Origin of the sequence: Clostridium sp. D33t1_170424_F3 (assembly GCF_015667585.1) — a bacterium.
Taxonomy (GTDB): domain Bacteria; phylum Bacillota; class Clostridia; order Oscillospirales; family Acutalibacteraceae; genus Anaeromassilibacillus.
This window is the reverse complement of record NZ_JADPEG010000012.1, coordinates 21,146-47,391: the sequence shown is the minus strand read 5'-3', so window position 1 is coordinate 47,391 and position 26,246 is coordinate 21,146. Positions and strand designations below refer to the sequence as shown.

Annotated in this window: 25 protein-coding genes; 23 read left to right on the top strand and 2 right to left on the bottom strand. The window is 56.6% G+C overall.

Annotated elements, in window-relative coordinates; all coding sequences use genetic code 11:
* Positions 1-71: 71 nt before the first annotated feature.
* From I4V53_RS09580 to I4V53_RS09515, 14 genes are all read left to right on the top strand, one after another.
* The gene (locus I4V53_RS09580) at positions 72-1,157 is read left to right on the top strand and encodes a PucR family transcriptional regulator (RefSeq protein ID WP_050697070.1); all 1,086 of its coding nucleotides are present in this window, start codon (positions 72-74) and stop codon (positions 1,155-1,157) included.
* Between the two features lie 318 nt (positions 1,158-1,475).
* Positions 1,476-2,165, top strand: coding sequence for a cell division ATP-binding protein FtsE (gene ftsE / locus I4V53_RS09575; protein ID WP_195985474.1), 690 nt, complete (start codon positions 1,476-1,478; stop codon positions 2,163-2,165).
* Entirely contained in the window at positions 2,155-3,141 is a 987-nt protein-coding gene (gene ftsX / locus I4V53_RS09570) for a permease-like cell division protein FtsX (protein WP_195985473.1), read from the top strand. The genes ftsE and ftsX overlap by 11 nt, the downstream gene beginning before the upstream one ends.
* On the top strand, positions 3,131-4,372 hold the full coding sequence (locus I4V53_RS09565) for a murein hydrolase activator EnvC family protein (protein ID WP_195985472.1): 1,242 nt from the start codon (positions 3,131-3,133) through the stop codon (positions 4,370-4,372). Before ftsX ends, I4V53_RS09565 begins: the two co-directional genes overlap by 11 nt.
* A 97-nt stretch (positions 4,373-4,469) precedes the next feature.
* A complete protein-coding gene (locus tag I4V53_RS09560; protein WP_286167099.1) occupies positions 4,470-5,882 on the top strand; it encodes a murein hydrolase activator EnvC family protein in 1,413 nt (470 codons plus the stop codon).
* 101 nt (positions 5,883-5,983) lie between these two features.
* Complete coding sequence (locus tag I4V53_RS09555; protein WP_195985471.1) at positions 5,984-7,363, top strand: S41 family peptidase; 1,380 nt, start codon at positions 5,984-5,986, stop codon at positions 7,361-7,363.
* A 139-nt stretch (positions 7,364-7,502) separates the two neighbouring features.
* Entirely contained in the window at positions 7,503-7,991 is a 489-nt protein-coding gene (gene greA / locus I4V53_RS09550) for a transcription elongation factor GreA (RefSeq protein WP_195985470.1), read from the top strand.
* A gap of 115 nt (positions 7,992-8,106) precedes the next feature.
* Entirely contained in the window at positions 8,107-9,621 is a 1,515-nt protein-coding gene (lysS, locus tag I4V53_RS09545; protein WP_195985469.1) for a lysine--tRNA ligase, read from the top strand.
* Positions 9,622-10,196: 575 nt separating this feature from the next.
* Entirely contained in the window at positions 10,197-11,852 is a 1,656-nt protein-coding gene (ilvD, locus tag I4V53_RS09540; protein WP_195985468.1) for a dihydroxy-acid dehydratase, read from the top strand.
* A 286-nt stretch (positions 11,853-12,138) separates the two neighbouring features.
* Entirely contained in the window at positions 12,139-13,410 is a 1,272-nt protein-coding gene (leuC, locus tag I4V53_RS09535; RefSeq protein WP_195985467.1) for a 3-isopropylmalate dehydratase large subunit, read from the top strand.
* Positions 13,411-13,423: 13 nt separating this feature from the next.
* Positions 13,424-13,903, top strand: coding sequence for a 3-isopropylmalate dehydratase small subunit (leuD, locus tag I4V53_RS09530; RefSeq protein WP_050697078.1), 480 nt, complete (start codon positions 13,424-13,426; stop codon positions 13,901-13,903).
* A 373-nt stretch (positions 13,904-14,276) separates the two neighbouring features.
* Positions 14,277-14,972 (top strand): response regulator transcription factor, encoded by a 696-nt coding sequence (locus I4V53_RS09525; protein WP_195985466.1) that lies wholly within the window; start codon positions 14,277-14,279, stop codon positions 14,970-14,972.
* Between the two features lie 17 nt (positions 14,973-14,989).
* Positions 14,990-16,486 (top strand): sensor histidine kinase, encoded by a 1,497-nt coding sequence (locus I4V53_RS09520; protein ID WP_195985465.1) that lies wholly within the window; start codon positions 14,990-14,992, stop codon positions 16,484-16,486.
* 14 nt (positions 16,487-16,500) lie between these two features.
* Entirely contained in the window at positions 16,501-18,321 is a 1,821-nt protein-coding gene (locus tag I4V53_RS09515; RefSeq protein WP_195985464.1) for a S1C family serine protease, read from the top strand.
* Positions 18,322-18,436: 115 nt separating this feature from the next.
* Here the strand turns inward: I4V53_RS09515 and I4V53_RS09510 are convergent, their stop codons facing one another.
* Positions 18,437-18,604, bottom strand: coding sequence for a hypothetical protein (locus I4V53_RS09510; protein WP_195985463.1), 168 nt, complete (start codon positions 18,602-18,604; stop codon positions 18,437-18,439).
* 147 nt (positions 18,605-18,751) lie between these two features.
* Between I4V53_RS09510 and I4V53_RS09505 the strand changes: the two genes are divergently transcribed.
* Entirely contained in the window at positions 18,752-18,928 is a 177-nt protein-coding gene (locus I4V53_RS09505) for a hypothetical protein (protein WP_195985462.1), read from the top strand.
* A gap of 114 nt (positions 18,929-19,042) precedes the next feature.
* Here I4V53_RS09505 and I4V53_RS09500 read toward each other — a convergent pair whose 3' ends face one another.
* A complete protein-coding gene (locus tag I4V53_RS09500; RefSeq protein WP_195985461.1) occupies positions 19,043-19,918 on the bottom strand; it encodes a DegV family protein in 876 nt (291 codons plus the stop codon).
* Positions 19,919-20,429: 511 nt separating this feature from the next.
* Between I4V53_RS09500 and I4V53_RS09495 the strand changes: the two genes are divergently transcribed.
* The 8 genes from I4V53_RS09495 to I4V53_RS09460 are packed head-to-tail and all read left to right on the top strand — an operon-like array spanning position 20,430 to position 26,210.
* Positions 20,430-20,759: a hypothetical protein gene (locus I4V53_RS09495; RefSeq protein WP_195985460.1), complete on the top strand. Its 330-nt coding sequence runs from the start codon at positions 20,430-20,432 to the stop codon at positions 20,757-20,759.
* On the top strand, positions 20,752-21,990 hold the full coding sequence (locus I4V53_RS09490; RefSeq protein ID WP_195985459.1) for a PBSX family phage terminase large subunit: 1,239 nt from the start codon (positions 20,752-20,754) through the stop codon (positions 21,988-21,990). Before I4V53_RS09495 ends, I4V53_RS09490 begins: the two co-directional genes overlap by 8 nt.
* Before the next feature lie 12 nt (positions 21,991-22,002).
* The gene (locus tag I4V53_RS09485) at positions 22,003-23,160 is read left to right on the top strand and encodes a serine/threonine protein phosphatase (RefSeq protein ID WP_195985458.1); all 1,158 of its coding nucleotides are present in this window, start codon (positions 22,003-22,005) and stop codon (positions 23,158-23,160) included.
* The gene (locus tag I4V53_RS09480; protein WP_195985457.1) at positions 23,157-24,128 is read left to right on the top strand and encodes a hypothetical protein; all 972 of its coding nucleotides are present in this window, start codon (positions 23,157-23,159) and stop codon (positions 24,126-24,128) included. The genes I4V53_RS09485 and I4V53_RS09480 overlap by 4 nt, the downstream gene beginning before the upstream one ends.
* 12 nt (positions 24,129-24,140) lie before the next feature.
* Positions 24,141-24,485: a hypothetical protein gene (locus tag I4V53_RS09475; protein ID WP_195985456.1), complete on the top strand. Its 345-nt coding sequence runs from the start codon at positions 24,141-24,143 to the stop codon at positions 24,483-24,485.
* Between the two features lie 12 nt (positions 24,486-24,497).
* A complete protein-coding gene (locus tag I4V53_RS09470; RefSeq protein ID WP_195985455.1) occupies positions 24,498-25,517 on the top strand; it encodes a phage major capsid protein in 1,020 nt (339 codons plus the stop codon).
* 21 nt (positions 25,518-25,538) lie between these two features.
* The gene (locus I4V53_RS09465; protein ID WP_195985454.1) at positions 25,539-25,895 is read left to right on the top strand and encodes a hypothetical protein; all 357 of its coding nucleotides are present in this window, start codon (positions 25,539-25,541) and stop codon (positions 25,893-25,895) included.
* 15 nt (positions 25,896-25,910) lie between these two features.
* A complete protein-coding gene (locus I4V53_RS09460) occupies positions 25,911-26,210 on the top strand; it encodes a hypothetical protein (RefSeq protein WP_195985453.1) in 300 nt (99 codons plus the stop codon).
* Positions 26,211-26,246: the final 36 nt, after the last annotated feature.

The window sequence follows — 26,246 nt, the reverse complement described above, 5'->3', positions numbered from 1 at the left end:
GTAAAATATATGTAGCCATTGTGAAATAGGAAAACAAAGATTAGCAAATATAGATAAAGTGAGGGAAAAGCATGTCAAACAGGCTATTTCAAGGGGTTATCCATCAGATGCGCGACGCCATCGACAGAACCATTGGTGTGATCGACGAAACGTCCGTCATCATCGCCTGCAGCGAGCTGGGGCGCATCGGGGAAGTTAATGAAAGCATTACCGCAGACGTTCTGGCAGCGCCTGGAACGTTCGTGGTAAACGGATACACGTACAAATCCTTTGGCAGCCGGCCCAGACCGGAATATGCCGTCTTTGTATCCGGCTCCGACCCGGAGGCAGGCCGCTATGCGACATTGCTTTCGGTCTCTCTGAGCAGCATCAAGCAGTATTATGATGAGAAGTATGACCGCAGCAACTTCATTAAGAATGTCATCCTAGACAATATTCTGCCGGGAGACATCTACCTCAAGGCGCGGGAGCTCCGTTTCAATTCCGATGTAAGCCGCGTCTGCATGCTCATCAAGATCACCAACAAGTCCGACATCTCCGCATACGATGTGGTGCAGAACCTGTTCCCCGACAAGAACAAGGACTTTATCATCAACATCAACGAGACGGACATTGCGCTGGTCAAGGAAATCCGCACCGGCATTGAGCCGAAGGATCTGGAAAAGCTGGCGGGTTCCATTGTGGACACCCTGTCCAGCGAGTTTTACACCCACTGCGTCGTGGGCATCGGCACCACGGTGACCGGGATCAAGGACCTGGCGCGCTCCTTTAAGGAAGCGCAGGTCGCGCTGGAGGTCGGCAAGGTATTCGACACGGAGCGTTCCATCGTCAGCTACGACAACCTGGGCATCGCGCGCCTGATCTATCAGCTGCCGACGACCCTCTGTGAGATGTTCCTGAAGGAAGTCTTCAAGCGCGGTTCCATTGAATCCCTGGACCATGAGACGCTGTTTACGATCCAGCGCTTCTTTGAGAATAACCTGAACGTTTCCGAGACGTCCCGCAAGCTGTTTGTCCACCGCAATACGCTGGTTTATCGTCTGGAGAAGATTAAAAAGATTACGGGTCTTGACCTTCGCGAGTTTGAAGACGCCATTGTCTTTAAGGTGGCGCTGATGGTCAAGAAGTATCTGTCCTCCAATCCGGTCAAATTCTAAGAAATATCCGAATTCGGCAATAATTTGTAAAAATTACAAAAATATTACAAATTATTTCCAATTAGGAACAATAAAAATAGCGCCCATTGGTATTATGTAAACGTCCCAATGGGCGCTATTTTTGCATGCATTTTGAAGAGCGCCGAGAGGTTGATTCACAGTTTTGGTTTTCATTGGGAATTCTGAACAGGAATGATTGGCGTTATAGATAACGCTTTCGTGTGTATCCGGGAACGGTCCGGAGAAGAATAAGCGCCGGTGCGGAAGAGCTGCGCCGTAAGCGCGATGTGACTGAGAAAAGGTCTTGGGAGAGATTTGATGATAGAATTTAAAAATGTAAGTAAAACTTACAGCAATGGAACGCACGCGCTGCGCAATGTAAGTTTGGAGATTCCCGACGGAGAGTTTGTTTTCATCGTCGGTTCTTCCGGCGCGGGTAAAAGTACGTTTTTGAAGCTGATTATGTGTGAGGAAACGCCGAACGAAGGGGAGATCATCGTCAACCAGACGCGGCTTTCCAGCCTGAAACGGCGGCAGATCCCGTATCTGCGGCGCAAAATGGGCATCGTATTCCAGGATTTCCGGCTGATCGATAATATGAGCGTTTACGACAATGTGGCGTTCGCCATGCACGTCATCGGCGCGACGCAGAGCGAAATTAAAAAACGCGTACCGTACATATTGAGCCTGCTGAACCTGCAGGACAAGGTGAAATGCCGGCCGACGGAGCTCTCCGGCGGCGAGCAGCAGCGTGTGGGTCTTGCCCGCGCGCTGGTCAACAACCCGAAGCTGATCATTGCCGACGAGCCGACGGGCAATATTGATCCGGCGCTCTCGTTTGAAATTGTCGACCTGCTCAGCGAGATTAACCGCAGAGGAACCACCATCCTGATGGTGACCCACGAGCACTCGCTGGTCAAACACTTCCACAGGCGCGTGGTGGAAATCCACGACGGACAGATAGTGGCGGATACCGCCGCGATGGAGGTGCAGCAGGATGCGGAATAAATCGATTAAAAAAGAGGCGGGCAGTCCCGCACGGACAAGCGGCGGACGGGGAAAGGCCTCCGGCTCCCGCGTGGCGAGCCTGCAATATCTCCTGAAAGAGGGCGTCCGGAACATCTGGAGCAACCGGACCATGAGCTTTGCCTCCATCGGCGTGCTGGTTTCATGCCTGGTGCTGACGGGCGCGGCAATCCTGTTTTCCATGAACGTGGATGTGGCGATGAAATCGCTGGAGGGCAACAACTCCACCACGGTCTATCTGCAGGAGGGGCTTCCCACCCTGACCAGTTTGCAGGTGGGGCAGGAGATCAAGAAGCTGGACAATATAGAGGATTGCGAGTTTGTTTCCAAGGAGGACGCGGTCCAGAACATGCTGGATATGCTGGGGGACGACGGAACGGTGCTTTCCGGACTGCTGGGGGATGAAAACTTCCTGCCGGACGCGTTCCGCATCTCGGTAAAGGACCTTGCGCTGTATGACGAGACGGCGGCGGAGATCAAGGCGATCAACGGCGTCGATGAGATCATCGACTATTCCGATATCGCGGAAAAGCTGATGAGCATGGACAACCTGGTGACCACGGCGGGCTTCTGGGTCATCCTGATGCTGAGCCTTGTTTCGCTGTTTATCATCTCCAATACGATCCGTGTGACGATGTTCTCGCGGCGGCTGGAGATCAGCATTATGAAATCCGTGGGTGCGACGAACTGGTTTGTGCGCGTGCCGTTTATCGTGGAGGGCGTGATCATCGGCTTGTTCTCCGGCGGCGTTGCCAGTTTGCTGCTCAACCTGGTCTACAGCAAGCTGATCGAATCGCTGACTTCTATCCCTGTGTTTTCCCCGGTGGATATCGGCCCGATCTCCTGGGAAATCACCCTGGCGTTTGTCCTGACCGGTACGCTGTTCGGCGCGATCGGCGGTCTGATTTCTCTGGGTAAGTATCTGAAGAAAGAAGGAGGAGACGTCGTTGGCTTCTAAAAAGAGATGGGTGAAGGGCCTGGTTGCCCTGGTGCTGGCGTTCAGTGTGTTCTGTATGCCGGATACGCTGCAGCTCCATGTGGACGCGGCCTCCTCTGACAAACTCTCTTCCCTGCAGCAGAAGCAGAAGGACCTTAAGAAGCAGAAGGACGAGTTGGCGAAGCAGCAGTCGGCTACCAATCAGAAGCTGGCCAATTTAAAGGCGGACAAAGCCAAGCAGCTGGAATATAAAAACGCGCTGGACGAGCAGATGAACAATCTGCAAAGCCAGATCAGCGTGCTGAACCAGCAGATTTCCACGCTGGATCAGAATATAACGGAAAAGACCGCGCAGATCGCGGACAAGCAGAAGGACATTGACTACAATTACGAGCAGTTGAAAGAGCGCCTCTGCGCCCTGTACAAGACGGGCGAGGCGAGCAGTTTGCAAATTTTGCTCAATTCTGAAAATGTCATGGATTTGGCAAATAAAACGCATTTGCTCAAGATCATCACCGAGCACGACACGGAGCTGATCAATACGCTCAAGGCGGAGATGCAGGCAATTGCGGACGAGAAGGCGGAGATCGAAGAAAACCGCAAGGAGGTTGCGGCGGCGAAGACCGAGCTGGACGGAAAGCGCAACGAATTGGGCGTGCTGGAGAGCGAAGCGCAGAAGGTGCTCAGTGAGATCAGTGCAAACGAACAGGATGCGCAGTCGGAAAGCAACGCGCTCGCCGCGCAGCAGAAAAAAGTGCAGCAGGAAGAGGCCAAGGCGGCCGCGGAAATTGATAAGTGGTGGGCCGATTACTATGCGTCGCAGAAAAGCGGCAGCGGCGGCGGTTCATCCGCACCGCTCTCCTATGTGGGCGGTACGTTCACCTGGCCGGTGCCGGGGTACACGCACATTTCCTGTAATTACAGCAGCGGGCACAAGGCGATCGACATCAACCGCACCAACGGGCGCAGCATCTCCGGCGCTTCCATCGTGGCGGCGAACGGCGGCACCGTCGTCAAGGCGGAGTACCACTACAGCTACGGCAACTATGTGATGATCGACCATGGCGGCGGGTATTCCACGCTGTATGCGCATGCCAGCAGTCTGGCGGTGAGCAAGGGCCAGAAGGTGAACAAGGGCCAAACCATCGCCTATGTGGGCAGCACCGGTAATTCCACCGGTCCGCACCTGCACTTTGAAGTGCGTGTCAACGGCGTGCGGAAAAACCCGTTTAACTGGTTCTCCGCGGGCTGAGCCGGCGCCAGGGAACAGACAAATACAAAAGGGACTGTTGCAGTGATACCGGATGCGACAGTCCCTTTGCAAAATATGGGGTAAAGGAGACCGGTCCATGGAAAAGAAACGAAAAGCCCGGAAAGCGGCGGCGTTCCTGCTCGCGGTGCTGATGCTCTGTACGTCCGCTTCGTCGGGGCATTTGCAGCGCGCATATGCGGTTGAGGGGGAGGACGACCTGACCTCTTTGCAGCAACAGCAGGAGGAGCTGCAGCGGGAGCGGGAGCAGCTTGCCCGGCAGCAGCAGGAGACCAATGCCAAGCTGGAAGGACTGCGCGCTGATAAGGCTAAAAAATTGGAATACAAAAATACGCTCGACGGGCAGATTGAAAACGTTCAAAGCCAGATCAGCGTATTAAACCGGCAGGTCGAGACGCTCGACGCCAATATTCAGGAAAAGACCGCGCAGATAGCTGATAAACAGAAAAGCATCGACGAACATTTTGAGCAGCTTAAAAAGCGCCTTTGCGCGATCTATAAGACAGGCGAGGCCAGCACGCTGCAAATCCTGCTGAACGCGGACAACGCGATGGATCTGGCAAATAAATCGTATTTGCTTCGGATCATCACCGAGCATGACACCGGCCTGATTGAAGGGCTGAAAGAGGAAATGCAGGGCATCGCGGGGGAAAAGGCGGAGATTGAAGAAAACCGCAAGGACGTGGCGGCTGCAAAGGTGGAGCTGGACCGCAAGCGCGCGGAGCTGAGCGTTTTGCAGACCGAAGCGCAGCAGGTACTGAACGGCCTGACCGCCGAAGAGATGGGCTTTGAGTTTGAAAGCGGCGACCTTGCGGAGCAGCAGCGCATTTTGCGGCAGAAGGAAAACCAGGCCGCGGAAGAAATCGACCGCTGGTGGGCAAACTACTATGCGGAGCAGAAGCGCCGCCAGGAGGAGCTCAAACGCCAGCAGGAGGAAGAAGAGCGCAGGCGGCAGGAAGAGGAACAGCGCCGTCAGGAGGAACAGCAGCAACAGAACCAGAATCAGGAGCCGGAATTTGAACCGACGCCGGAGCCTCCGCAGGAACCGGAACAGAGCCAGCCGGAGGCGCCGAACGTGCCGGACGACGCCCCGCTGGAATATGTGGGCGGCGCGTTTGCATGGCCGGTGCCGGGCTTTACCCATATCTCCGACGGCTACAGCAGCGACCATAAGGCGATCGACATCAACCGCACCAATGGCGTCAGCATCGACGGCACGCCGATTGTGGCGGCGAACGACGGCGTAGTGGTCAAGGCGGAAAATCATTACAGCTACGGCAACTATGTGATGATCGATCACGGCGGCGGGTATTCCACTCTCTACGCGCATGCCAGCCGTCTGGCGGTCAGCGCGGGCCAGCAGGTCAAAAAGGGCCAGACCATCGCCTATGTGGGCAGCACCGGAAATTCCTCCGGTCCGCACCTGCATTTTGAGGTGCGCGTGGACGGCGTGCGGCAGAACCCGTTCAACTGGTTTTCCGCCGTAAGCTGAAATTTACAATTTCCGGTATAAATCCGTGCGGATTTCCGGTATGATAAAACAAGAGCAAAATGACAGCGCGGGGTCGCCCCGCCAAGGTTAGGAATGATAAAATGGGTAAAAAAATATCGCTGGGAGCGGCGGTTGCGGTCGCGGGCATCACGGCGGCGGTGACGGTTTCCCTGACCTATGTGTACGCCATGAATAATTTCAACACCAAGGTTGCGGACGTCAACGAACGGCAGGCGATGTATACCAAGCTGAGCGAGATCGACCAGAAGGCGCGGCAGGCGTACGTGGGCCAGATCGACGAAGCGAAGCTGACCGACGGCATCTGCGCGGGTTATGTTGCCGGACTGGGCGACCTGCAGGCGCAATATATGTCCGCGGAGAGCTACAAGGCGTACCAGAACGGTACGGCGGGAAAAAACGTGGGCGTCGGTATCAAGACGATGCAGGACGAGGACGGCAATATGGAGGTCATTCAGGTGATGCCGAACTCACCCGCCGAGCAGAGCGGCATCCGCAAGGGCGATACCATCATCACGATGGACGACAAGGAAATCGTGCGGATGACGTACGGCGACGCGTGGAACAAGCTGGACGGCACGGCGGGCACCACCGTCAAGCTGGGAATCCTCCGGACAGGCCAGGCGGAGAATGCGGAGAGCGCCGCGTCGGAGCCGCAGGGCGAAAAGCTGGAAATCACCGTGACGCGCGCGGAGTATACCAAGCAGAGCATCGTCTCCACCGTCATCAACGGCAACGTGGGCTATCTGAAAATCTCGGAGTTCAACGACAGCAGTGTGGAGCAGTTCAACGCGGCGCTGACTTCCCTGACCAAGCAGGGCGTGGCGGGGCTGGTGATCGACCTGCGGAACAATTCCGGCGGCAGCATTGAAGCGATGGCCTCCATGCTGGACACGCTTCTGCCGGCGGGCAACCTGGTGACAATACAGGACCGGTCTGGAAAGACGACCGTGGAGTACACATCCCGTGCGAATGAGATCGTACTGCCCATCAGCGTGATCGCCAATGAGACCACCTTCGGCGCGGCGGAAATTTTTGCCGCGGACGTCAAGGAATTCAAAAAGGGGCAGGTGATCGGCGGCACAACGGCGGGGTACGGCACAAAGGACGAGGTAGTGCCGCTTTCCGACGGGTCCGCGATAAAGCTTTCCGTGGCGTACTATCTGACGCCCAGCGGCAGCGTGTTCAACCGGGCGGGTGTTCCGGCCGATATTTCCGCGTCGCTGACGGACGAGCAGAAGACGCTGCTTTCCCGCAACCAGCTGGCGCAGAAGGACGACGCGCAATTGCAGGCGGCGGTCAGCGCTTTGCTGCAGCAGGGCGCTGCGGTGGCGGAACCTCCGGGAACGGCCAATGCGATGGGAACGGATGCGATCCCGGAGAGCGCGGAGCAGGACAAGGCGGCAGACAAACTTGACGTCCCGGCGGAAAGCGATGCGGTTTCCTCGGAGGAACAGGGATAAAGCGGCATCTTTCCGCGTTTTGGCACACACGGTTCCTGTTGACAGGCGGGGAAGGTTTGATTATAATAAATAGAAATGTACGCATTTATCAAAATGCCGCGCGATCCGATGCGGCGACGACAAAGGTGGTAAAGAGAATATGGCGGGTAAACCGGTAGTTTTGACACAGGAAGGCCTGGAAAAACTGGAGAACGAGCTGGAAGAGCTCAAGAGCGTCAAGCGCAAAGAGATTGCGGAAAAAATCAAGGTGGCGCTTTCTTTTGGCGACTTGTCTGAAAACAGCGAATACGACGAGGCGAAAAATGAGCAGGCCATCATGGAGGCCCGCATTGCCGACATCGAAGTCACACTGAAAAACGTGAAGGTTATCGATGAAAGCGAACTGAGCAACGAAGATATTCATGTTGGCTCCAAGGTGGAAGTGCGCGTCAATAATCCGCGCACCGGAAAAGCCAGCATTATGAACTATAAAATCGTCGGTTCAAACGAAGCCGATCCGCTGAACGGCAACATCTCTGATGAGTCTGCCGTGGGAAAGGCGCTGTTGGACCGCAAAATCGGCGATAAAGTCGAAGTGGAGGTTCCCGCGGGCGTGATGGAATATGAGGTGCTGGCCATCTCGAAATAAATCGTGCAGGCGGAACGCGGGCGGCGGAGACGGCGCTCCGTCCGCCTTTTCTTTATGGAAACAGGAATGAAAATAAGGGAGCGCGCAAGCGCCTCTGAGACAGGGAGAGCTGAACATGAGCGAAAACAAGAACGAACAGCCGGTGCAGGATGCGCAGCCGGAACAGGACCTCAGCGAGCTGCTGCAAATCCGCCGCGACAAGCTGGCCAGACTGCAGGCGGAGGGCAGGGACCCGTTTACCATTACCACCTGTCCGCGCGACCACTATGCGCAGGAGATCCGCGACAATTTTGAGGCGCTGGAAAACCAGGACGTCTGCATCGCGGGCCGCGTGATGAGCTGGCGTGATATGGGCAAGGCGAGCTTTATCGACTTGCACGACAAGACGGGCCGCATGCAGGTGTATATCAAGATCGATCAGGTGGGCGAGGACGCTTACACAGAGATGAAAAAGAGCTGGGATCTGGGCGACATCGCCGCGGTCTACGGCTATGTGTTTAAAACCCGCCGCGGGGAAATTTCTGTTCATGCGACCAAAATTGAGCTGCTGAGCAAGTCTCTGCTGCCGCTGCCGGAGAAGTTCCACGGCCTGAAGGACACCGACCTGCGGTACCGTCAGCGCTATGTGGACCTGATTGTCAACCCGGAGGTCAAGGACACCTTTGTGCGCCGCTCCCAGATTGTCACGGAAATCCGCAATTTCCTGAACGGCGAGGGCTTTTTGGAGGTTGAGACGCCGGTGCTGCACCCCATTGCGGGCGGCGCGTCTGCAAGGCCGTTTATCACGCACCACAACACGCTGGATATGGACATGTACCTGCGTATTGCGCTGGAACTGTACCTCAAGCGGCTGATCGTGGGCGGCTTTGATAAGGTTTACGAGCTGGGCCGCACCTTCCGCAACGAGGGTATGGACACCCGCCACAACCCGGAATTTACCATGCTGGAGCTGTATCAGGCGTTTACCGATTACAATGGCATGATGGACATCACCGAGCGGCTGATCCGCACCGTCGCGCAGAAGGTTTTGGGCACCACGGTGATCACCTACGGCGACGTGGAAATCGATTTGGGCAAGCCGTTTGAGCGCATTTCCATGGTGGATGCGGTCAAGAAGTACGCGGGCGTGGATTTTGATGCGATCGAAACGCTGGAAGAGGCCCGCGCAATTGCCAAAGAGCGTCATGTGCAGTACGAGGAACGCCACAAGAAGGGCGACATTCTCAACCTGTTCTTCGATGAATTCTGCGAGGACAAGCTGATTCAGCCGACCTTCCTGATGAACCATCCGGTGGACATTTCTCCGCTGGCGAAGAAGATGCCCGGCAATCCCGCGTATACGGAGCGCTTTGAACTGTTCATCGTGGGCCGCGAGCATGCGAACGCGTTCTCCGAGCTGAACGACCCGATCGATCAGCGCCAGCGCTTTGAAGCGCAGGCCGCGTTGAAGGCGGCGGGCGACGACGAGGCGTGCGACGTGGATGAGGATTTCCTCACCGCGCTGGAGTACGGCATGCCGCCCACCGGCGGACTGGGTATCGGCGTGGACCGTCTGGTCATGCTGCTGACGAACGCGGCCTCTATCCGCGACGTGCTGCTGTTCCCGACGATGAAGCCGTTGGATAAATAAATATGGAATCCCTTGCATTTGGCGTCATTGCGTGATTTATATTGCGTAAGCCATTGGGCGAGGATGAGGAAAAGGCGGTCCTGCAGCGGCAGGGCCGCTTTTTTGCATCCATGCGCTGTTCTTTGGCGCGGGGCAGGACGAATCCCGGCGGCCAATTAATGATTCCAATGAATGGCAGGCTGTTTTTGGTCTGCGGCAATCCGGTATAGATTTATATACAGGCCGGCATTGACAGCTGTTGATTAAGGTTTATAATAAAATTCAGTAGAAATGGCCCGCATGATTGGGATGCGCAGAGGCCGCGGAAAGAAAATGTATGATATTCAGGCTTTTCGACAGTTGCCGGATGTGGTAAAATAGAAATCAGTTACATAGATCCGCGGAGCATGGGTGGCGTTTCCCGGTTTTGGAAGGCGGAAAAGCGCCTGGCAGGGCGGAGCAGCCGGCTCGGAAGCGTTTAATCCTTTTGAAAAATGCTTCCGGCGGATCGGCGGGCGATGAGCAAAATGAAGCGCGCGGATTCCCCATTGCAGGGCGGACCCGCGCCTGATTTACAATTAAAGGAGAGATTACCTATGAGAAGCGATCTGATGAAGGAAGGCGCGACGCGTGCGCCGCACCGCTCCCTTCTGCGTGCGCTGGGATTGACGGACGACGAGATGAAGCGGCCCTTTGTGGCGGTAGTGTGTTCTGCAAGCGACTATATCCCGGGCCACAGGCATTTGAAGGATATTGCGGAGGCGGTCAAGGCCGGCATCCGCAACGCGGGCGGCGTCCCGTTTGAGTTTGAGACCATCGGCGTGTGCGACGGCCTTTCGATGAACCACAAAGGGATGAAATACTCCCTGTGTTCCCGCGAGCTGATCGCGGACTCCATTGAAGTGATGCTGACCGCGCATCCGCTGGACGCGGTGGTCTTTATCCCGAACTGTGATAAAATTGTTCCCGGTATGCTGCTGGCGGCGTGCCGTATGAATTTGCCCAGCATTTTTGTCAGCGGCGGTCCGATGCTGCCCGGCGAGCACAACGGCGTCCGCTTTGGCCTCTCGGAGATGTTTGAGGCCGTGGGCAGCCATGCATCCGGTAAAATCGATGCGGATGAGCTGTTGGCGCTGGAAAAATCCGCGTGCCCGACCTGCGGTTCCTGTTCTGGCATGTACACGGCGAATTCCATGAACTGTCTGACGGAGGCCATCGGTATGGCGCTGCCCGGCAACGGCAGCATCCCGGCGGTTTACTCCGAGCGCATCGCGCTGGCAAAGCGTGCGGGCGCGCAGGTGATGGAGCTGTACAAGCAAAATCTGCGCCCGTCCGACATCCTGACGGAGCAGGCGTTTGAAAACGCCCTGCGCAGCGAAATGGCGCTGGGCTGCTCGACCAACTCCGTATTGCATCTGACGGCGATCGCCTATGAGGCGGACGTGAAGCTGGACATCGACACCATCGACCAGATGAGCCGCTCCACTCCGCAGCTCTGCAAGCTGAATCCGGCAAGCCAGGTGTTCATTACCGATCTGAACAAAGTTGGCGGCATTCCCGCCGTGTTGAAAGAGCTTGCGCGCAAGGGGTTGGTGCATCTGGATATTCCCACGGTGTGCGGTACGGTGCGTGAGCGCGTCGAGTGTGCGCCCGATGCGGACGGAACCGTCATTCGCACGGTGGAAAACCCGTTCCGTGTGGACGGCGGCATTGCGGTGCTCAGGGGCAATATCTGCCCGGACGGCGCGGTGGTCAAGCAGGGTGCGGTTGTGCCGGAGATGATGCATCATATCGGCCCGGCGCGCTGCTTTGACTGTGAAGAGGACGCCTCCGCGGCGATCCTGGGCGGCGAAATTAAGGAGGGCGACGTGGTGGTCATCCGCTATGAAGGCCCGAAGGGCGGCCCCGGCATGCGCGAGATGCTGGCTCCGACCTCCGCGTTGACCGGCATGGGGCTTGGCTCCAGCGTGGCGCTGCTGACGGACGGACGGTTCTCCGGCGCGACGCAGGGCGCGGCGATCGGCCATGTTTCTCCGGAGGCTGCGGTGGGCGGAAACATTGCGTTGATCCGCGACGGCGACATTGTGGACGTCAATATTACGGATCGCCAGCTAAACGTGCAGGTCAGCGACGAGGAGCTGGAAAAACGCCGCGCCGAATGGACGGCGCCAAAGCAGGAGCTTTCCGGCTACATCAAGCGCTATGCGAACCTCGTGACCTCCGGTTCCCGCGGCGCTGTATTTGAGAAATAAGATTGCCGCATTTTAAGAAGCGATTGAGTGAACGGGGCGGTCTTACATTGGCGGAAAACGTAAAAATCGGCTGAATCTGGCGATTCCCCCTGCCGCAGGCGGGGGGAATTCGCGCTTATCCTGCTGGTGTTTTGTTCTGAACGTACAGTTTGGTATAAGTTCTTTTCCCGAAGAGGGGAACGGAAGAAAAAGGTTTGAATTGTAGCATAGTTTACATTCTGCCGCCCGGCAGTATGCTAAGATAAAAGACAAAGGCAGGGAACCAAAGATAAAGGAGGAATTTCCCATGGGAATGACAATGACGCAGAAGATCCTGGCGGCGCACGCCGGATTGGACAGCGTGGTGGCGGGCCAGCTGATCGAGGCAAAGCTGGACGTCGTGCTCGCAAACGACATCACCGCCCCGGTGGCAATCAACGAGTTTGAAAAATGCGGCGCAAGCGCGGTGTTTGACAACACGCGCATCGCACTGGTGCTGGACCACTTTACGCCGAACAAGGACATCAAAGCGGCGGAACAGTGTTTGCAGACCCGCAATTTTGCAAATAAATATGATATTAAGAATTTCTTTGACGTGGGAGAGATGGGTATCGAGCACGCGCTGCTGCCGGAAAAGGGCATCGTCGGCCCCGGCGACTGCGTGATTGGCGCGGACTCTCACACCTGCACGTACGGCGCGCTGGGCGCGTTTTCCACAGGCGTTGGCTCCACGGATATGGCGGCGGGCATGATTACCGGTAAGGCGTGGTTCAAGGTGCCGTCCGCCATCAAGGTGGTTTTGACGGGCAAACCGGGGCGCTGGGTGAGCGGCAAGGATGTGATCCTGCACCTGATCGGCAGAATCGGCGTGGACGGCGCGCTCTACAAGTCTCTGGAGTTCACCGGGACCGGCGTGGAGCATCTCAGCATGGACGATCGCCTCTGCATTGCGAACATGGCGATTGAGGCCGGCGCGAAAAACGGCATTTTCCCGGTGGACGGCATTACGCTCGAATATTGCGACGGACGCTTCCAGCGCGATCCGGTGGTCTTCAGCGCGGACGTGGACGCCGAATACGAGTCGACCGTAGAGATCGACCTCTCCAACCTGCGTCCGACGGTTTCATTCCCGCATTTGCCGGAGAACACCAAAACAATTGACGAGATCGCGGCGATGGAGCCGGTGCAGATCCAGCAGTGCGTGATCGGTTCCTGCACGAACGGCCGTATCGAGGACCTGCGCGCCGCGGCAAAAATCCTCGCGGGCCGCAAGGTCGCGAAGGGCGTGCGCTGTATCGTGATCCCCGGTACGCAGAATATCTATCTGCAGGCGATCAAAGAGGGGATCGCGGAGGTCTTTATTAAGGCCGGCGCGGTGTTCAGCACGCCGACCTGCGGCCCGTGCCTGGGCGGGCACATGGGCGTCCTGGCAAAGGGCGAGCGCGCGATTTCCACCACGAACCGCAATTTTGTGGGCCGTATGGGCCACGTGGAATCCGAAGTCTATCTGGCAAGCCCCGCGGTTGCGGCGGCGAGCGCGGTAGCCGGTTATATTGCGGACCCGGATCAACTTGACTGAGGAGGAAACGGACATGAATGCACACGGTTTTGTTCATAAATACGGAGACAACGTCGATACGGACGTCATTATCCCTGCGCGCTACCTGAATACGGCTTCCCATGCGGAGCTGGCCGCCCACTGCATGGAGGACATCGACAAGGAATTTGTAAAGAACGTCAAGATGGGCGATATTATCGTGGCGGATAAAAACTTTGGCTGCGGCTCATCCCGCGAGCACGCGCCCATCGCGATCAAGGCGAGCGGCGTTTCCTGCGTGATTGCCTCCACCTTTGCGCGGATATTCTACCGCAACTCCATCAACATCGGCCTGCCGATTCTGGAGTGCGAGGAAGCCGCGAAGGCGATCCAGGCGGGCGACGAGGTGGAAGTAGACTTTGATACCGGCGTGATTACCGACGTGACCACGGGAAAAAGCTTTAAAGCCCAGCCGTTCCCGCCGTTTATTCAAAATATTATTGAAAAGGGCGGCCTGCTCAAGAGCATTCTGTAAACGGGCTGTTCGATAAAGAGAAAAGGTCCTGTGCTGCAATGCATGTTTTGCTTGCATTTTGGCAGGATAAGCGTGATTCCCCCCGCCGTTGGCGGGGGGAATCGTCGGTTTAGCCCATTCTTTTATGCACACACTCCTGATGATACAGAGTTTTTTGTATATTTATTTATGATTTATACCAATTGTATTATGCGCGCGGTGGAAACCCGGAATTTATAGAATATTCATGACTTTTGGCGGCAAGTATCTTATAATAAAAGATAAGTCAATTGTGGTATAAGGAAAAAGAATAATTCTGAAAAATTTGGGTGTTTGTATGCCCGTGTGATACAGGGAGCCGCGCGCCGCGCGGACAGATGAAGGAGGAAATAAAATGGCGTCTGGCAAAATTCTGGTAGTGGACGACGATCAAAATATCTGCGAGCTGCTGCGTTTGTATATTGAAAAGGAAGGCTTTGACGTGGTCATTGCCAACGACGGCCGCAAGGCGCTGGAAATGTTTGAGGCGGAGAACCCCGACCTCATCATGCTGGACATCATGCTGCCGGAGCTGGACGGCTGGCAGGTCTGCCGCGAGATCCGCAAGAAATCGCAGTGCCCGATCATCATGCTGACCGCGAAGGGTGAAGTGTTTGATAAGGTGTTGGGCCTGGAGCTGGGCGCGGACGATTATGTGGTTAAGCCGTTTGAGGCGAAGGAAGTGATCGCGCGCATTAAGGCGGTGCTGCGCCGCTTTGGCAAGAGCGATGAGAACCTCGTCAAGGAGGTCAAATACGATAAGCTGAGCATCAATCTGACCAACTATGAATTGAAGGTCAACGGCAAGGTAGTGGATACGCCGCCGAAGGAGATGGAGCTGATTTACCATCTGGCAAGCAATCCGAACCGCGTCTTCACGCGCGATCAGCTGTTGGACGAAGTATGGGGCTTTGACTACTATGGCGACAGCCGCACCGTAGACGTGCACGTCAAGCGCCTGCGTGAAAAGCTGGAGGGCGTTTCCGACCAGTGGGCCCTGAAAACCGTTTGGGGCGTCGGTTATAAATTCGAGGTAAAAGACACAAATTAAGGCTGGAGTAATGCTGCATGCAAAAAACGCTGTTTAAAAAATATCTCCGGGTGACGTCCCTGATTATCCTGATCAGCTTTTTCCTGCTGGGGCTGGTCATGCTGGTGTTTGTCAAATCGTACTGGCAGGACGAAAAGCTGGATCTGCTCAAGCGCAACGCGACAAGCATTGCGGAAATTGCCGCGGGCAGCGCAACCTCTGTAAAAGAAGACAATTATATTTTGTTGGACGGCGAAAAGATGCAGGCGTTCATGAACGCGTTCTCCGCCAACATCGAGGCAGACATCTTTGTGACAAACCGCCAGGGGGACAGCGTTCTGACTGCCTATGGCAGCGGGGGCGCGGTGAACCGCACCAATTTCAGTGAAAATATGATGGAAAAGGCGCTGCTTGGCCCGTACAGCAGTATGGGGGACGGGGATGGAATTTATGACACCCCCAATTATATCGTGGGTGTGCCGGTCCGCGTGGTAAACGGGGACGGAACAAAGTCGACCATCGGCGCGGTCTTCACGGCGTTCAGCGCCCGGTCGTTTAATGCGTACCGCGACGAGCTGGTCAAAATGTTCGCCCTGGCGGCGGTGGCGGCGTTCCTGGTGGCATTCTGCATCAGCTGGCTGTTTTCCTACAAGCTGGTGCGCCCGCTGCGCGACATGGCCATTGCCGCGCGCAGCTTTGGGCAGGGGAATTTCTCAATCCGCGTGCCGGTGACCAGCCAGGACGAGATCGGCCAGCTGGCGGCGGCGTTCAACAATATGGCGACGTCCCTTGCGAGCGGCGAAAGCGTGCGCCGCAATTTTATCGCCAATGTTTCCCACGAGCTGAAGACGCCGATGACCACCATCGCCGGGTTTATCGACGGCATTCTGGATGGGACCATCCCGCCGGAAAAACAGAGCTACTATTTAAAAATTGTTTCGCAGGAGATCAAACGCCTGTCCCGGCTGGTGCGCACGATGCTGGATTTGTCCCGCATCGACAGCGGCGAGCTGCGGCTCCATCCGGCGCGTTTCGACCTGACGAATACCATCCTGGTGGCGCTGCTCTCGTTTGAAAAGAGCATTGAAGACAAAAATATTCAGGTGCTCGGCCTGGAAAACGCCGAGAGCCTGTACGTGGACGGCGACCCGGACATGATCCACCAGGTGGTTTACAACCTGATTGAAAACGCCGTCAAGTTTACAAACGAGGGCGGCTACATCCAGTTGATCATCCGCGACCAGCCGGGCTGCGTCTCCGTCGCTGTGAAAAACAGCGGCGCAGGGATTCCGGCGGACGAAATCGCGCTGATTTTTGACCGGTTCTATAAAACTGACAAATCCCGCAGCCAGGACAAAAACGGCATGGGGCTGGGACTGTACATCGTGAGGACCATCATTAAGCTGCACGGCGGCGAAATCACCGTGCAGAGTGTGGAGAACGAATACTGCCAGTTTGAGTTCTGGATTCCCAAGCGGGAGGAGCCGCCGAAGCCGAAGGCTGGCAAAAAAGACAAAGAACTGGCGAAGGAATAAAGAGGAGGAGCACCATGACAGACAGCGATTGGAATCAGGAAATACCGGGTGGGGAACCGCCGGTACCAGAGGATATACAGCCGCCTGAGCCGGAGAAACCGGAAGAGCCCGCGGCTCTGGAGGATAACAACTCACAGGCGCAGGAACAGACAGGTATACCGGAGCCGTATCATTGGACGGAAGCGTCTGCCGTTCCGCCGGTGGAACAGGAGAAGCAGGAGGGACAGGAGAATCTGGCGGGCAGCGTACCGGGGATCAATCTGGAAAAGGAACCGGTTCCGCAAGCGGACGCGTACCACGATATTTCCAGCGGGAATCCGATTCCGGAGGAACCGCAGCAGCAGGAAGAGCCGCCCTCGCCTGTCGGGAATCCCTATCAGCAGTACAGTCAATACAATCCGTATGGACAGCCATACCAGCCGGAGCAACCACAGCAGCCGCCATACAGCGGACAGCCGTATCAGAATCCGCAGACCCCGTACCAATATCAGCCGCAGCAGCCGTATCAGTACTGGAACTACCAGCAGACGGGGCCGCAGCCTGGCGGCGTTCCGCCCCAGCCGCCGCAGACGCCGCAGCAGCCGGAGGAGCCGCGCAGGATGAGCGGCGGGCTCAAGGTGTTTTTGTGGATTCTGGGGATTTTGGCAGGGCTGTTCCTGCTTTCGTTCTGCGTGGTGAGCATCAACACGGCGATCCGGCAGATTGAAAATCCGGGACAGACGCAGAGCAGCCGCCCATCCGCGAGCGAACCGGCGCCCGAAGGAAGTCAGTCTCCGGATAACGGCGCGCAGGAAGAGCAGCCGCAGGTTGACGCCACCGATCCGAACAATTCCGGCATGATCATTGAGCCGCGCCCGGATGGGGCGGAGCTGACGGCGAAAGAGGTCTATCAGGACGTGGTGGCGAGCGTGGTCGGCGTGGAAACGACGCAGGACGACGGGACCGGGCTGGTCAGCCAGGGTTCCGGCATCGTAGCGACGCGCAGCGGATATATTATCACCAATGCGCATGTGGTGGAGTATTCGAGGGACAGCAAGGTGTCTGTGATCCTCCATAACGACGAAACAAAATATGACGCCATCGTGGTGGGCTATGATAAAAGTTCGGATTTGGCGATTTTGAAGATCGAAGCGCGCGGACTGCACCCGGCGGTGTTCGGCGACGCAGACGCGCTGGAGATCGGCGACCAGGTGTTGGCGATTGGCAATCCCGGAGGCCTGAATTTTGCCAGCACACTGACCGGCGGCTATGTCTCCGCACTGGACCGCAAGCTGAGTTCCAGCGCCAGCGATACGATGACCTATATTCAGACCGACGCGGCGATCAACCCCGGCAACTCCGGCGGTCCGCTGGTGAACATGTACGGGCAGGTTGTGGGCATCAACTCCAACAAGATCATCGCGCAGGGCTACGAGGGGATGGGCTTTGCCATTCCGGTGAGCCATGCGAAGGCGATCATCGATGACCTGATTAAAAACGGCTATGTGAGCGGCCGCAGCCGCCTGGGTATTACGGCGAAGAATGTGACCGCGGAGGAAATGGCCCTTTCGAGGTTGCCCGCCGGTGTGCGGATTATCGCGTTTGATGAGGAAAGCAGCTTTGGCGGCACCGACGCGGCGGAGGGAGATATTATCATCAAGGCTGACGGGGATACCATCAGCACGATGAACGACCTGTATGTGGTGCTGAACCGCCATTCGGCTGGGGAGGAAATTACAGTGACGCTGTATTCGCCCAGGGCGAACAACGGCAACGGCGGCGAGCGTGATGTGACGATCCGGCTTCTGGAGGACAAGGGAGAGACGCAGAAGACGGTGAGCCAGCCGGAAAATTAAATTGAACGAAACAAGGGTGCTCCGGTAAAAACCGGAGCACCCTTGTTCTTTAGTTAATTTCCAAAAACCTTAATTCTTATAAAAAAACAGGCTGAACAATTTGTTCAGCCCGTTTTTACGGTTCTTCTAAGCAGTGCTCGATCATACTCACGACCACATTATTAAAGCTGGTTTCATGCTCCGTTGCAATTTTTTCTAATTTATCAATTAGCTCTTGAGAAAGATAGAGTGTCTTATAACCAGCCTTCACTTTTTTCTTTGTTTCTTTCGGAATAAATGGCATAAGAACCCCTCCTCTCTTTAAATCTATTCTAGCTTAAATGAAACAGTTAAAATACATTAGAAAATTACAATTTATTAATATATTAGATTTTTCTATTGTAAATATTCTTAAAGTTTGTTAGGATATGAATGAAAGGAGGGAATAAAGTTGCTTAGCTGTGAAAATCATTGGTGTATTTATAATGAAGAACATGATTGCATGTTGGAGGAAATTGAATTAGACAGGATGGGGTTGTGCAGAAATTGTATTCTTAATATACCGGATGAAATGGAGGAGAAATTGAAAGATGAAGCGTTAGAAGATTTTAAAATTCAGGATCAATAAATAAACAGTCGTTTGATCGTAGTATTATCAAACGACTGTTTATTTAATAAAAATTGATATTAAAGTAAAAGAGGCGCATCCCATGAATACACATGGGATGCGCCGTTTCAATTTTTACCGTTCTTTGCCAAGGAAGAACAGGGCGATGGTGCCGGGGCCGGAGTGCGCGCCGATGACGGGACCGACGTAATTGATCGTGACGGGTTTTTGCACGCCAAGGCGCTGCCGCACCTGCTCCGCCACGTACTGCGCGTCCTCCAGAGAATCGCCGTGGCTGATAAAAACCGTCTGATTCTGCGGATCAATCGCCAGTGCTTCCATGCGGTCGACCAGCGCGTTCAGGGATGCGCGCCGTCCGCGCGCCTTGCTGACATTGACCAGATGGCCCGCGTTGTCCATGTGCATGACGGGTTTGATGCTGAGCATGCTGCCCACCAGCGCGGTGGTGGCGGAGATGCGCCCGCCGCGCTTGAGAAAATGCAGGTCCTCCACTGTGAACCAGTGGCAAAGGCGCAGTTTATTGGATTCCAGCCAGGCGCGGACTTCGTCGATGTTTTTGCCCGCCTCGCGCTCCTGCGCGGCGAGGTACACCAGCAGTCCCTGCCCGAGGGAGGCGCAGAGGGAATCGACCGCGTAGATTTTACGTTCCGGATATTTTTTGGAAAGTTCCTCGACCGCGAGAAGCGCGGCGTTGCAGGTGTTGCTCAACCCGGAGGAAAACGCAATGCACAGCACGTCCTGTCCCATCCGGAGCAGCGGCTCCATAGCGGTGGTGAAGGCGTCTACGTTGACGGCGGAGGTGGTGCAGAGCTCGCCTGCGCGCAAATTGGCGTAGAACTCCTGAAAAGAGAGCTCGTGCTCGTCCAGATAATTGTAATATTCCTTCCCCTTCATTAAGAAAGCGAGCGGCAAAACGGTGAGTTCAATTTCCTTTGCCAAATGCACGGGAAGATCACAGGAGGAATCCGTAACAATTGCAAATGATTTCATTGTCAAATCTCCTTGATGGAAATGATTTCAGCTTGATGGTCCTAGTTTACCACAGGGAAAAGAAATAAGTAAATAACCGGAAAGAAATATAAAGAATAATTGGTCTTTAGATTATGAGAAATAGTTTTGAATATTACATTAATGGCTGAAAAGCGGCAAAAACCCGAAAAATCCCGCTTGAACCGCGCCGTCTGCCGATGCCGCAGACAAGTTTAAACATCTGACTGCTGTATCGTATCCGGCGTATGCAGGGATTGTCTGTTGAGGCTCCGCTGGTGAAACTGACGGCGTCTGTCATATGGTTTTACGTCTCCGCTAACTGCCGAACAAAAATTTCTGTCGGTTTTCCACTTTCTTTTGCTTAATGATAGAACGAAACAGAAAGACGGTCAAGAGGCATTGTACGGCGGCGTGGACTTGAAGTTGAAAAGCAAGGGCTGTTTTTTATGATATTTGCCATTCTGAGCAAAAAACGGCGGCTGTGTACCGGAAATCTGAAAGGAGGGATTATTTGGACGTTCAAAAAAGCGGCGTCAGGAAGAAAAAATCCACACGCCGGGTAAAGGGCGGATACGAGCTGCTGGCGTTCGGCGGCATCGAGGACGCGGTGCGGCTGCTGTTTCTCGATCAGCCGGACCAGACGGAGCTGGAACACATGAACCTGTTTAACATCGCGGAAATCCGCAGGCCGCCGTCGGGCGGTATGGAGATCAAATTCTACGACCGTATTAAAGCACTGGAATGCCTGGAACGCATGGAGTCAGAGGCAGGTCAGTTTGCTCTGTACGACGCCTTGCAGGCCGGCGCGGAAGCGCTGAAAAAGGACGGAGACCATGCTTGAGGCGTTTTCGGAAAAACAGCTGCAGGCCATGTGCTGGTGGATGCCGGGCGGGTCACATACCCACTGCGACGCGATCATCTGCGACGGGGCGGTGCGCAGTGGAAAAACGCTCTGCATGGGCATCGGCTTTGCCGCGTGGGCTTGCGCGCGGTTTGACGGGCGGTCGTTTGCCTTTTGCGGCAGAACGATTCGGTCGCTCAAGCGCAATTTGATTACGACGCTTCTGCCGGTTTTACAGCAGGCCGGCTTTGCCTGCGCCATGCGGCAAAGCGAAAACTGTCTGGAGCTTTCATGCGGCGGGCATCGGAACCGGTTCTACCTGTTTGGCGGAAAGGACGAGGGTTCGTCCGCGCTGATCCAGGGCGTGACGCTGGCGGGCGTGTTGTTCGACGAGGTGGCGCTGATGCCGCGGTCGTTTGTCGAGCAGGCGCTGGCAAGGTGTTCGGTGGAGGGGTCCAGGTTTTGGTTTAACTGTAACCCGGAGCATCCGCAGCACTGGTTTTACCGGGAATGGATTTTGCAGGCGGGGCGGAAAAATGCGTTGTACCTCCATTTTACAATGGAAGATAATCCGTCCCTGAGCCGGGAAATGCGGCGGCGCTACGAGACGCTGTACGCGGGTGCGTTCTACGAGCGGTTTGTGCTGGGAAAGTGGACGGCGGCGCAGGGGTTGGTGTATCCGTTCCTGACAGAGGCGATGCTTTGCCCCGTGCCCACAGGGCTGGAGGAATACCGCGTGTCCTGCGACTACGGCACGGTGAATCCCGCTTCATTTGGGCTTTGGGGACGCAAAAGCGGAATCTGGTACCGTGTGGACGAGTATTACTACGACTCCCGCAGGGAGGGCGCTCAGCGCACGGACGAGGAGCACTATACGGGGTTGGAAGCGCTTTGTGAAGGGCGGACGGTCTCGTGCGTAGTGGTAGACCCCTCCGCGGCGAGCTTTATGGAGACCATCCGCCGGCATCATAAGTTCCGGGTGATTCCGGCAGAGAACGACGTGCTGGACGGCATCCGGCGCGTCAGCGTGGCGCTCAAGCAGGGAGAGGTACGGATCTGCGCCAACTGCGCCGACGCGATACGGGAATTCGGCCTGTACCGCTGGATGGATGCGGCCGGGAAGGACGCGCCGGTCAAGGAGAACGACCACGCAATGGACGATATCCGCTATTTTGTCGCCTCCCTGCCGCGGGAGGCGGATGCGTTCTGCGCAATCAGCGTCAAGAGATGAAAGGAAACAAAGATGATTTTTAAAAAGGAAAACGGGTTGTTCCGAAGGCGGCCGGGGCAGGCGGAACGGTTGGCGGTGCAAACGGCGCCCCGGGACCCGCTGGCACCATATGCGTGCAGCGCTCCCGCCGGGGCGGGGGAACGGCGGCTGTATACCGCGCTGCGGGAGTCCATCCCCATCATTGACGCGGCGATTGGTAAAATTCTGCGTTTGGTGGGAAGCTTTACGATTGCATGCGATGATAAAAACGTAGAGTATGAAATTAATCAATTTTTACAGACAGTAAAGGTCAATGCGCTGGAAAACGGCGTGCAGTGTTTCCTGAATACCTATCTTTCCCAGCTGCTGACGTATGGGAACGCGGTGGGGGAAGTTGTGCTCACGGCGGGCGGGGAGATCGGCGCGCTGTACAACGCGTCGCTGGACGACGTGGAGCTGCGGGAAGCTACGCCGCTGGAGCTGTGCATCTGCCGGCGGGAAGCGGGCGGCTGCGTGCCGGTGGCCTACCCGGAACTGGTATTGGCCTCTGCACTGGATCCGCCGCCCGGCTGCGCGCGGGGCGTATCCCTGCTGCACGGGCTGCCGTTTGTCAGCGGGATTCTGATGCAGATTTATCAGACCATCGGGACAAACTGGGAGCGCGTGGGCAACGTGCGGTTTGCCGTGACTTATAAACCGACGGGCGACGCGGCGGACCGCGCCTTTGCAAAGGACCGCGCCAAACAGATCGCGCAGGAATGGAGCGGCGCCATGCAGAAGAACAGCGTCCGCGACTTTGTGGCGGTGGGAGACGTCAATATCCGGGCGATCGGGTCCGACGTGCAGATTCTTGACAGCAACGTCCCGGTGCGCCAGATGCTGGAGGAGATTGTGGCGAAGCTAGGGCTGCCGCCGTTCCTGCTGGGTCTGTCCTGGTCCTCGACAGAGCGCATGTCCAGCCAGCAGGCGGACATCCTGACCAGCGAACTGGAAGCATACCGCAGGGTGCTCAATCCGGTGATCGGAAAAATCTGTTCCCTGTGGATGCGTCTGCGCGGGCTGGAGCCGCGGTATACGATCGACTGGAACACCATCACCCTGCAGGATGAGGTGGACATGGCGAACGCGCGCCTGATGAATGCGCGCGCCATGCAGATCGAAGAACAATTGCAGAAGGAGGACGGCGCATGAAAGAGACGGGCGGCGTCATTTTGAAAGGCGGAGCGCTGGCGGCGGCTGAACTGGAACAGATCAACCGGTACACCCGCAGGCCGTTCCGGGAAGAGGAGCTGTACACCTTTTCCGTGGCGCTCTGCGACAACGAAATCGACCGGGACTGGGAGCGGTTCACGGTGGACGCGCTGCGGCGGCTGAGCAGTTTGTTTTTGGGAAAAACAGGCATCTTTAACCACAATCCGCAGACGCAGAACCAGGCGGCGCGCATTTACGACTGCCGCGTGGAATCGATACCGGAACGCAAAACACGCGCGGGGGAAGCTTACCATCGCCTAGTGGCGAAGGCATACCTGCCGCGCAGCGAGAAGAACGCGGACCTGATTCTGGAGCTGGAGAGCGGGATTAAAAAAGAGGTCAGCGTGGGCTGTGCGGTGGCGAAGATGGAATGTTCCGTCTGCGGCGCGGACCGCGGAAAAAAGGATTGCGGCCACAAAAAGGGCGAATTGTATGGAGAGGCCGTATGCTGTACGGTACTGGACGAGCCGACGGACGCCTATGAGTGGTCGTTTGTGGCGGTGCCCGCCCAGCGGGAAGCGGGCGTGATCAAACAGTACGGCGAGAGGAGGAAACGGGATTTGGAAGATATTTTAAAGAGTCTGGACGGAGAAGGGGAACTGGTGCTGGACTTTGAGGAGCGCTCCGCGCTCCGCCGGGAAGTACAGCGGCTCCGGGAGGAGGCCGCCTGCGGAAAACAATACCGCGAGGATCTGGAAAAAAGCGTGGTGCGGATGTGCAGTGTCGCGGAACCGGGATTCCCTGTGCAGGCAATGCAGCGCGCGGCGGAGTCCATGAGTCTGGAAGACTTGAAAGCGTTTGAAAAGGCATTCCGCAGAAAGGCGGAACAGTCGCTGCCGCTTGCGCCGCAGCTGGCGGGTGCGCAGAAAAAAGAATCCCCGGCGGAAAACCGGGCATTTCAAATTTAACAGGGGGTACATATGGATATTTCTTTGAGAGGGTACGGAGAAAGCGTCGCGACGTTTCAGGTCTCCGGCAATGTGACGGCGGGAACGCCGGTCAAAATCAGTGCGAACGGGACGGTGTCCCCGTGTGCGGCGAAGGATAAATTTTGCGGCGTGGCGCTTTCCGTGCGCGGCGGCTATGCGGCAGTCCAGACGGCGGGGTATATTCAGGCGCCGTATGCCGGGACAAAACCCGCGGTGGGCTACCAGACAATGAACGCGGACGGCACGGGCAAGGTGCAGGCGGAGGCCAGCGGCAGGCTGCTGCTGGTGACGGATGTGGACGATCCCGCGGGCACCTGCGGCATCCTGTTGGCATAAGGAGGGGTAATGATGGAACGTTTTGAACAGCTGAAGCTGGAAAAGGGCATGTACAACGCGCCGGGAAAGAGTTTTGCCCAGGCGCTGGAGGAACTGGACCGCTCGGAAAACTATACCGGTACGCCGCTGGAGGGGCTGGATGCGTATCAGCGCCAGCTGAAACGCTTTGATATCCATGTGAGCGGCCCGGCCTCTGATCTGGTGGAGAAGTTCTTTCAGACGGGGGACTCCGCGGCGCTGTTTCCGGAATATGTGACGCGCGCGGTGCGTCAGGGCATGGAACAGGCGGACCTGCTGCCGAACATCTTGGCGACGGTGACGAACATCAATGGGATGGATTACCGCACGCTGGCTTCCGAGCCGATGGAAGACGACAAAAAGCTTAAGCCCGTGGCGGAGGGCGCGGCCATCCCGCAGACGGTGGTGACCACCAAGGACCATCTGGTCCGCCTGAACAAGCGCGGAAGGATGCTGGTGGCTTCCTACGAGGCGCTTCGCTTCCAGAAGCTGGACCTGTTCACTGTCACACTCCGGCAGATCGGCGCATATATTGCAAGAGCGCAGCTCAACGATGCGGTGGACGTGCTGGTCAATGGGGACGGCGGCGGTTCCTCTGCGGCGGAGAACGTGGGAACCGCGGGCGATGCGGTGGATTACGCGGCGCTTGTCTCCCTGTGGGGCAAGCTGGCCCCGTATCAGCTCAACACCATGCTGGCGTCCACGGAGACAATGCAGCAGGTGCTGAATCTGACGGAGATGCGCGACGCGCAGGCCGGGCTGAATTTTCAGGGCACGGGCAAAATGGTGACGCCGCTGGGCGCAAACCTGCTGCATGTGCCGGCCCTTGCGGCAAAGGGCGTGATCGGTCTGGACAAAACCTGCGCGCTCGAAATGGTACAAGCGGGCGGCGTGACGACCGATTCCGACCGGCTGATCGACCGCCAGCTGGAGCGCACGGCGATCAGTACGATCGCCGGGTTTGCCAAAATCTTTGACGGAGCTGTGAAGACGCTCCACTATCAAGCCTCCTGAGTGTGACGGACGGGGCGTGCGATGGAGACGGAAAAGATTTTGGAACAATTTGCGCTGATGGCGGAGCTTGACGAGAGGCAGGCGGACAAATACCGTTCCTTCTGCGACAATGCGAAGGAGCAGCTTGGGGCGCTGGCGAAGCCGGGCGAAAGCTATGCGGCGGCACGGGCGCTGGAAGCCGCGGCAGCGGCGCTCGCTTTTTACCGCTGGTCCCTGTTCCGTACCGCAGTGGGTGTGGAGACAGGGTTTGCCGCGGGAGAGGTGCGCGTGACCAAAAGCGGGACGGATGTGGCGATGGCCCGGCAGCTTTGGAGAGAAGCGGAAGCCGGTGCCGCGCCGTACCTGCGGGATGAGGGGTTTATATTTGAACGCATTTGAGAGAGGGATGACGCAGTGACAAGGCGCGAACTGATCCGGCTTTTGCTGGAAAAATACGGCCAGGAGGCGCGGGTCAACGGGGAAACGGCACATGCGCTGATCCGCCCGATCGGCCTGAAAAACGACAAGGCGCCGATGGAATACCTGTACACCGGGACGCCCGACTCAAAACCCGCGGCGGGCGATGTGATCGCCACGGCGGAAGGCTCTTATGTGACGGCCCGCAGCGGCGTGGAGAATGTTGCGGGCGAGGAGCTTTATGTCTGGGCAGTCCTGCGCGGGGAGGGAGAAACGGCCCTTTGCACGGAGGAGTAAAATGCAGGAGGAACAAATGGACCGCGCGGAGCAGCT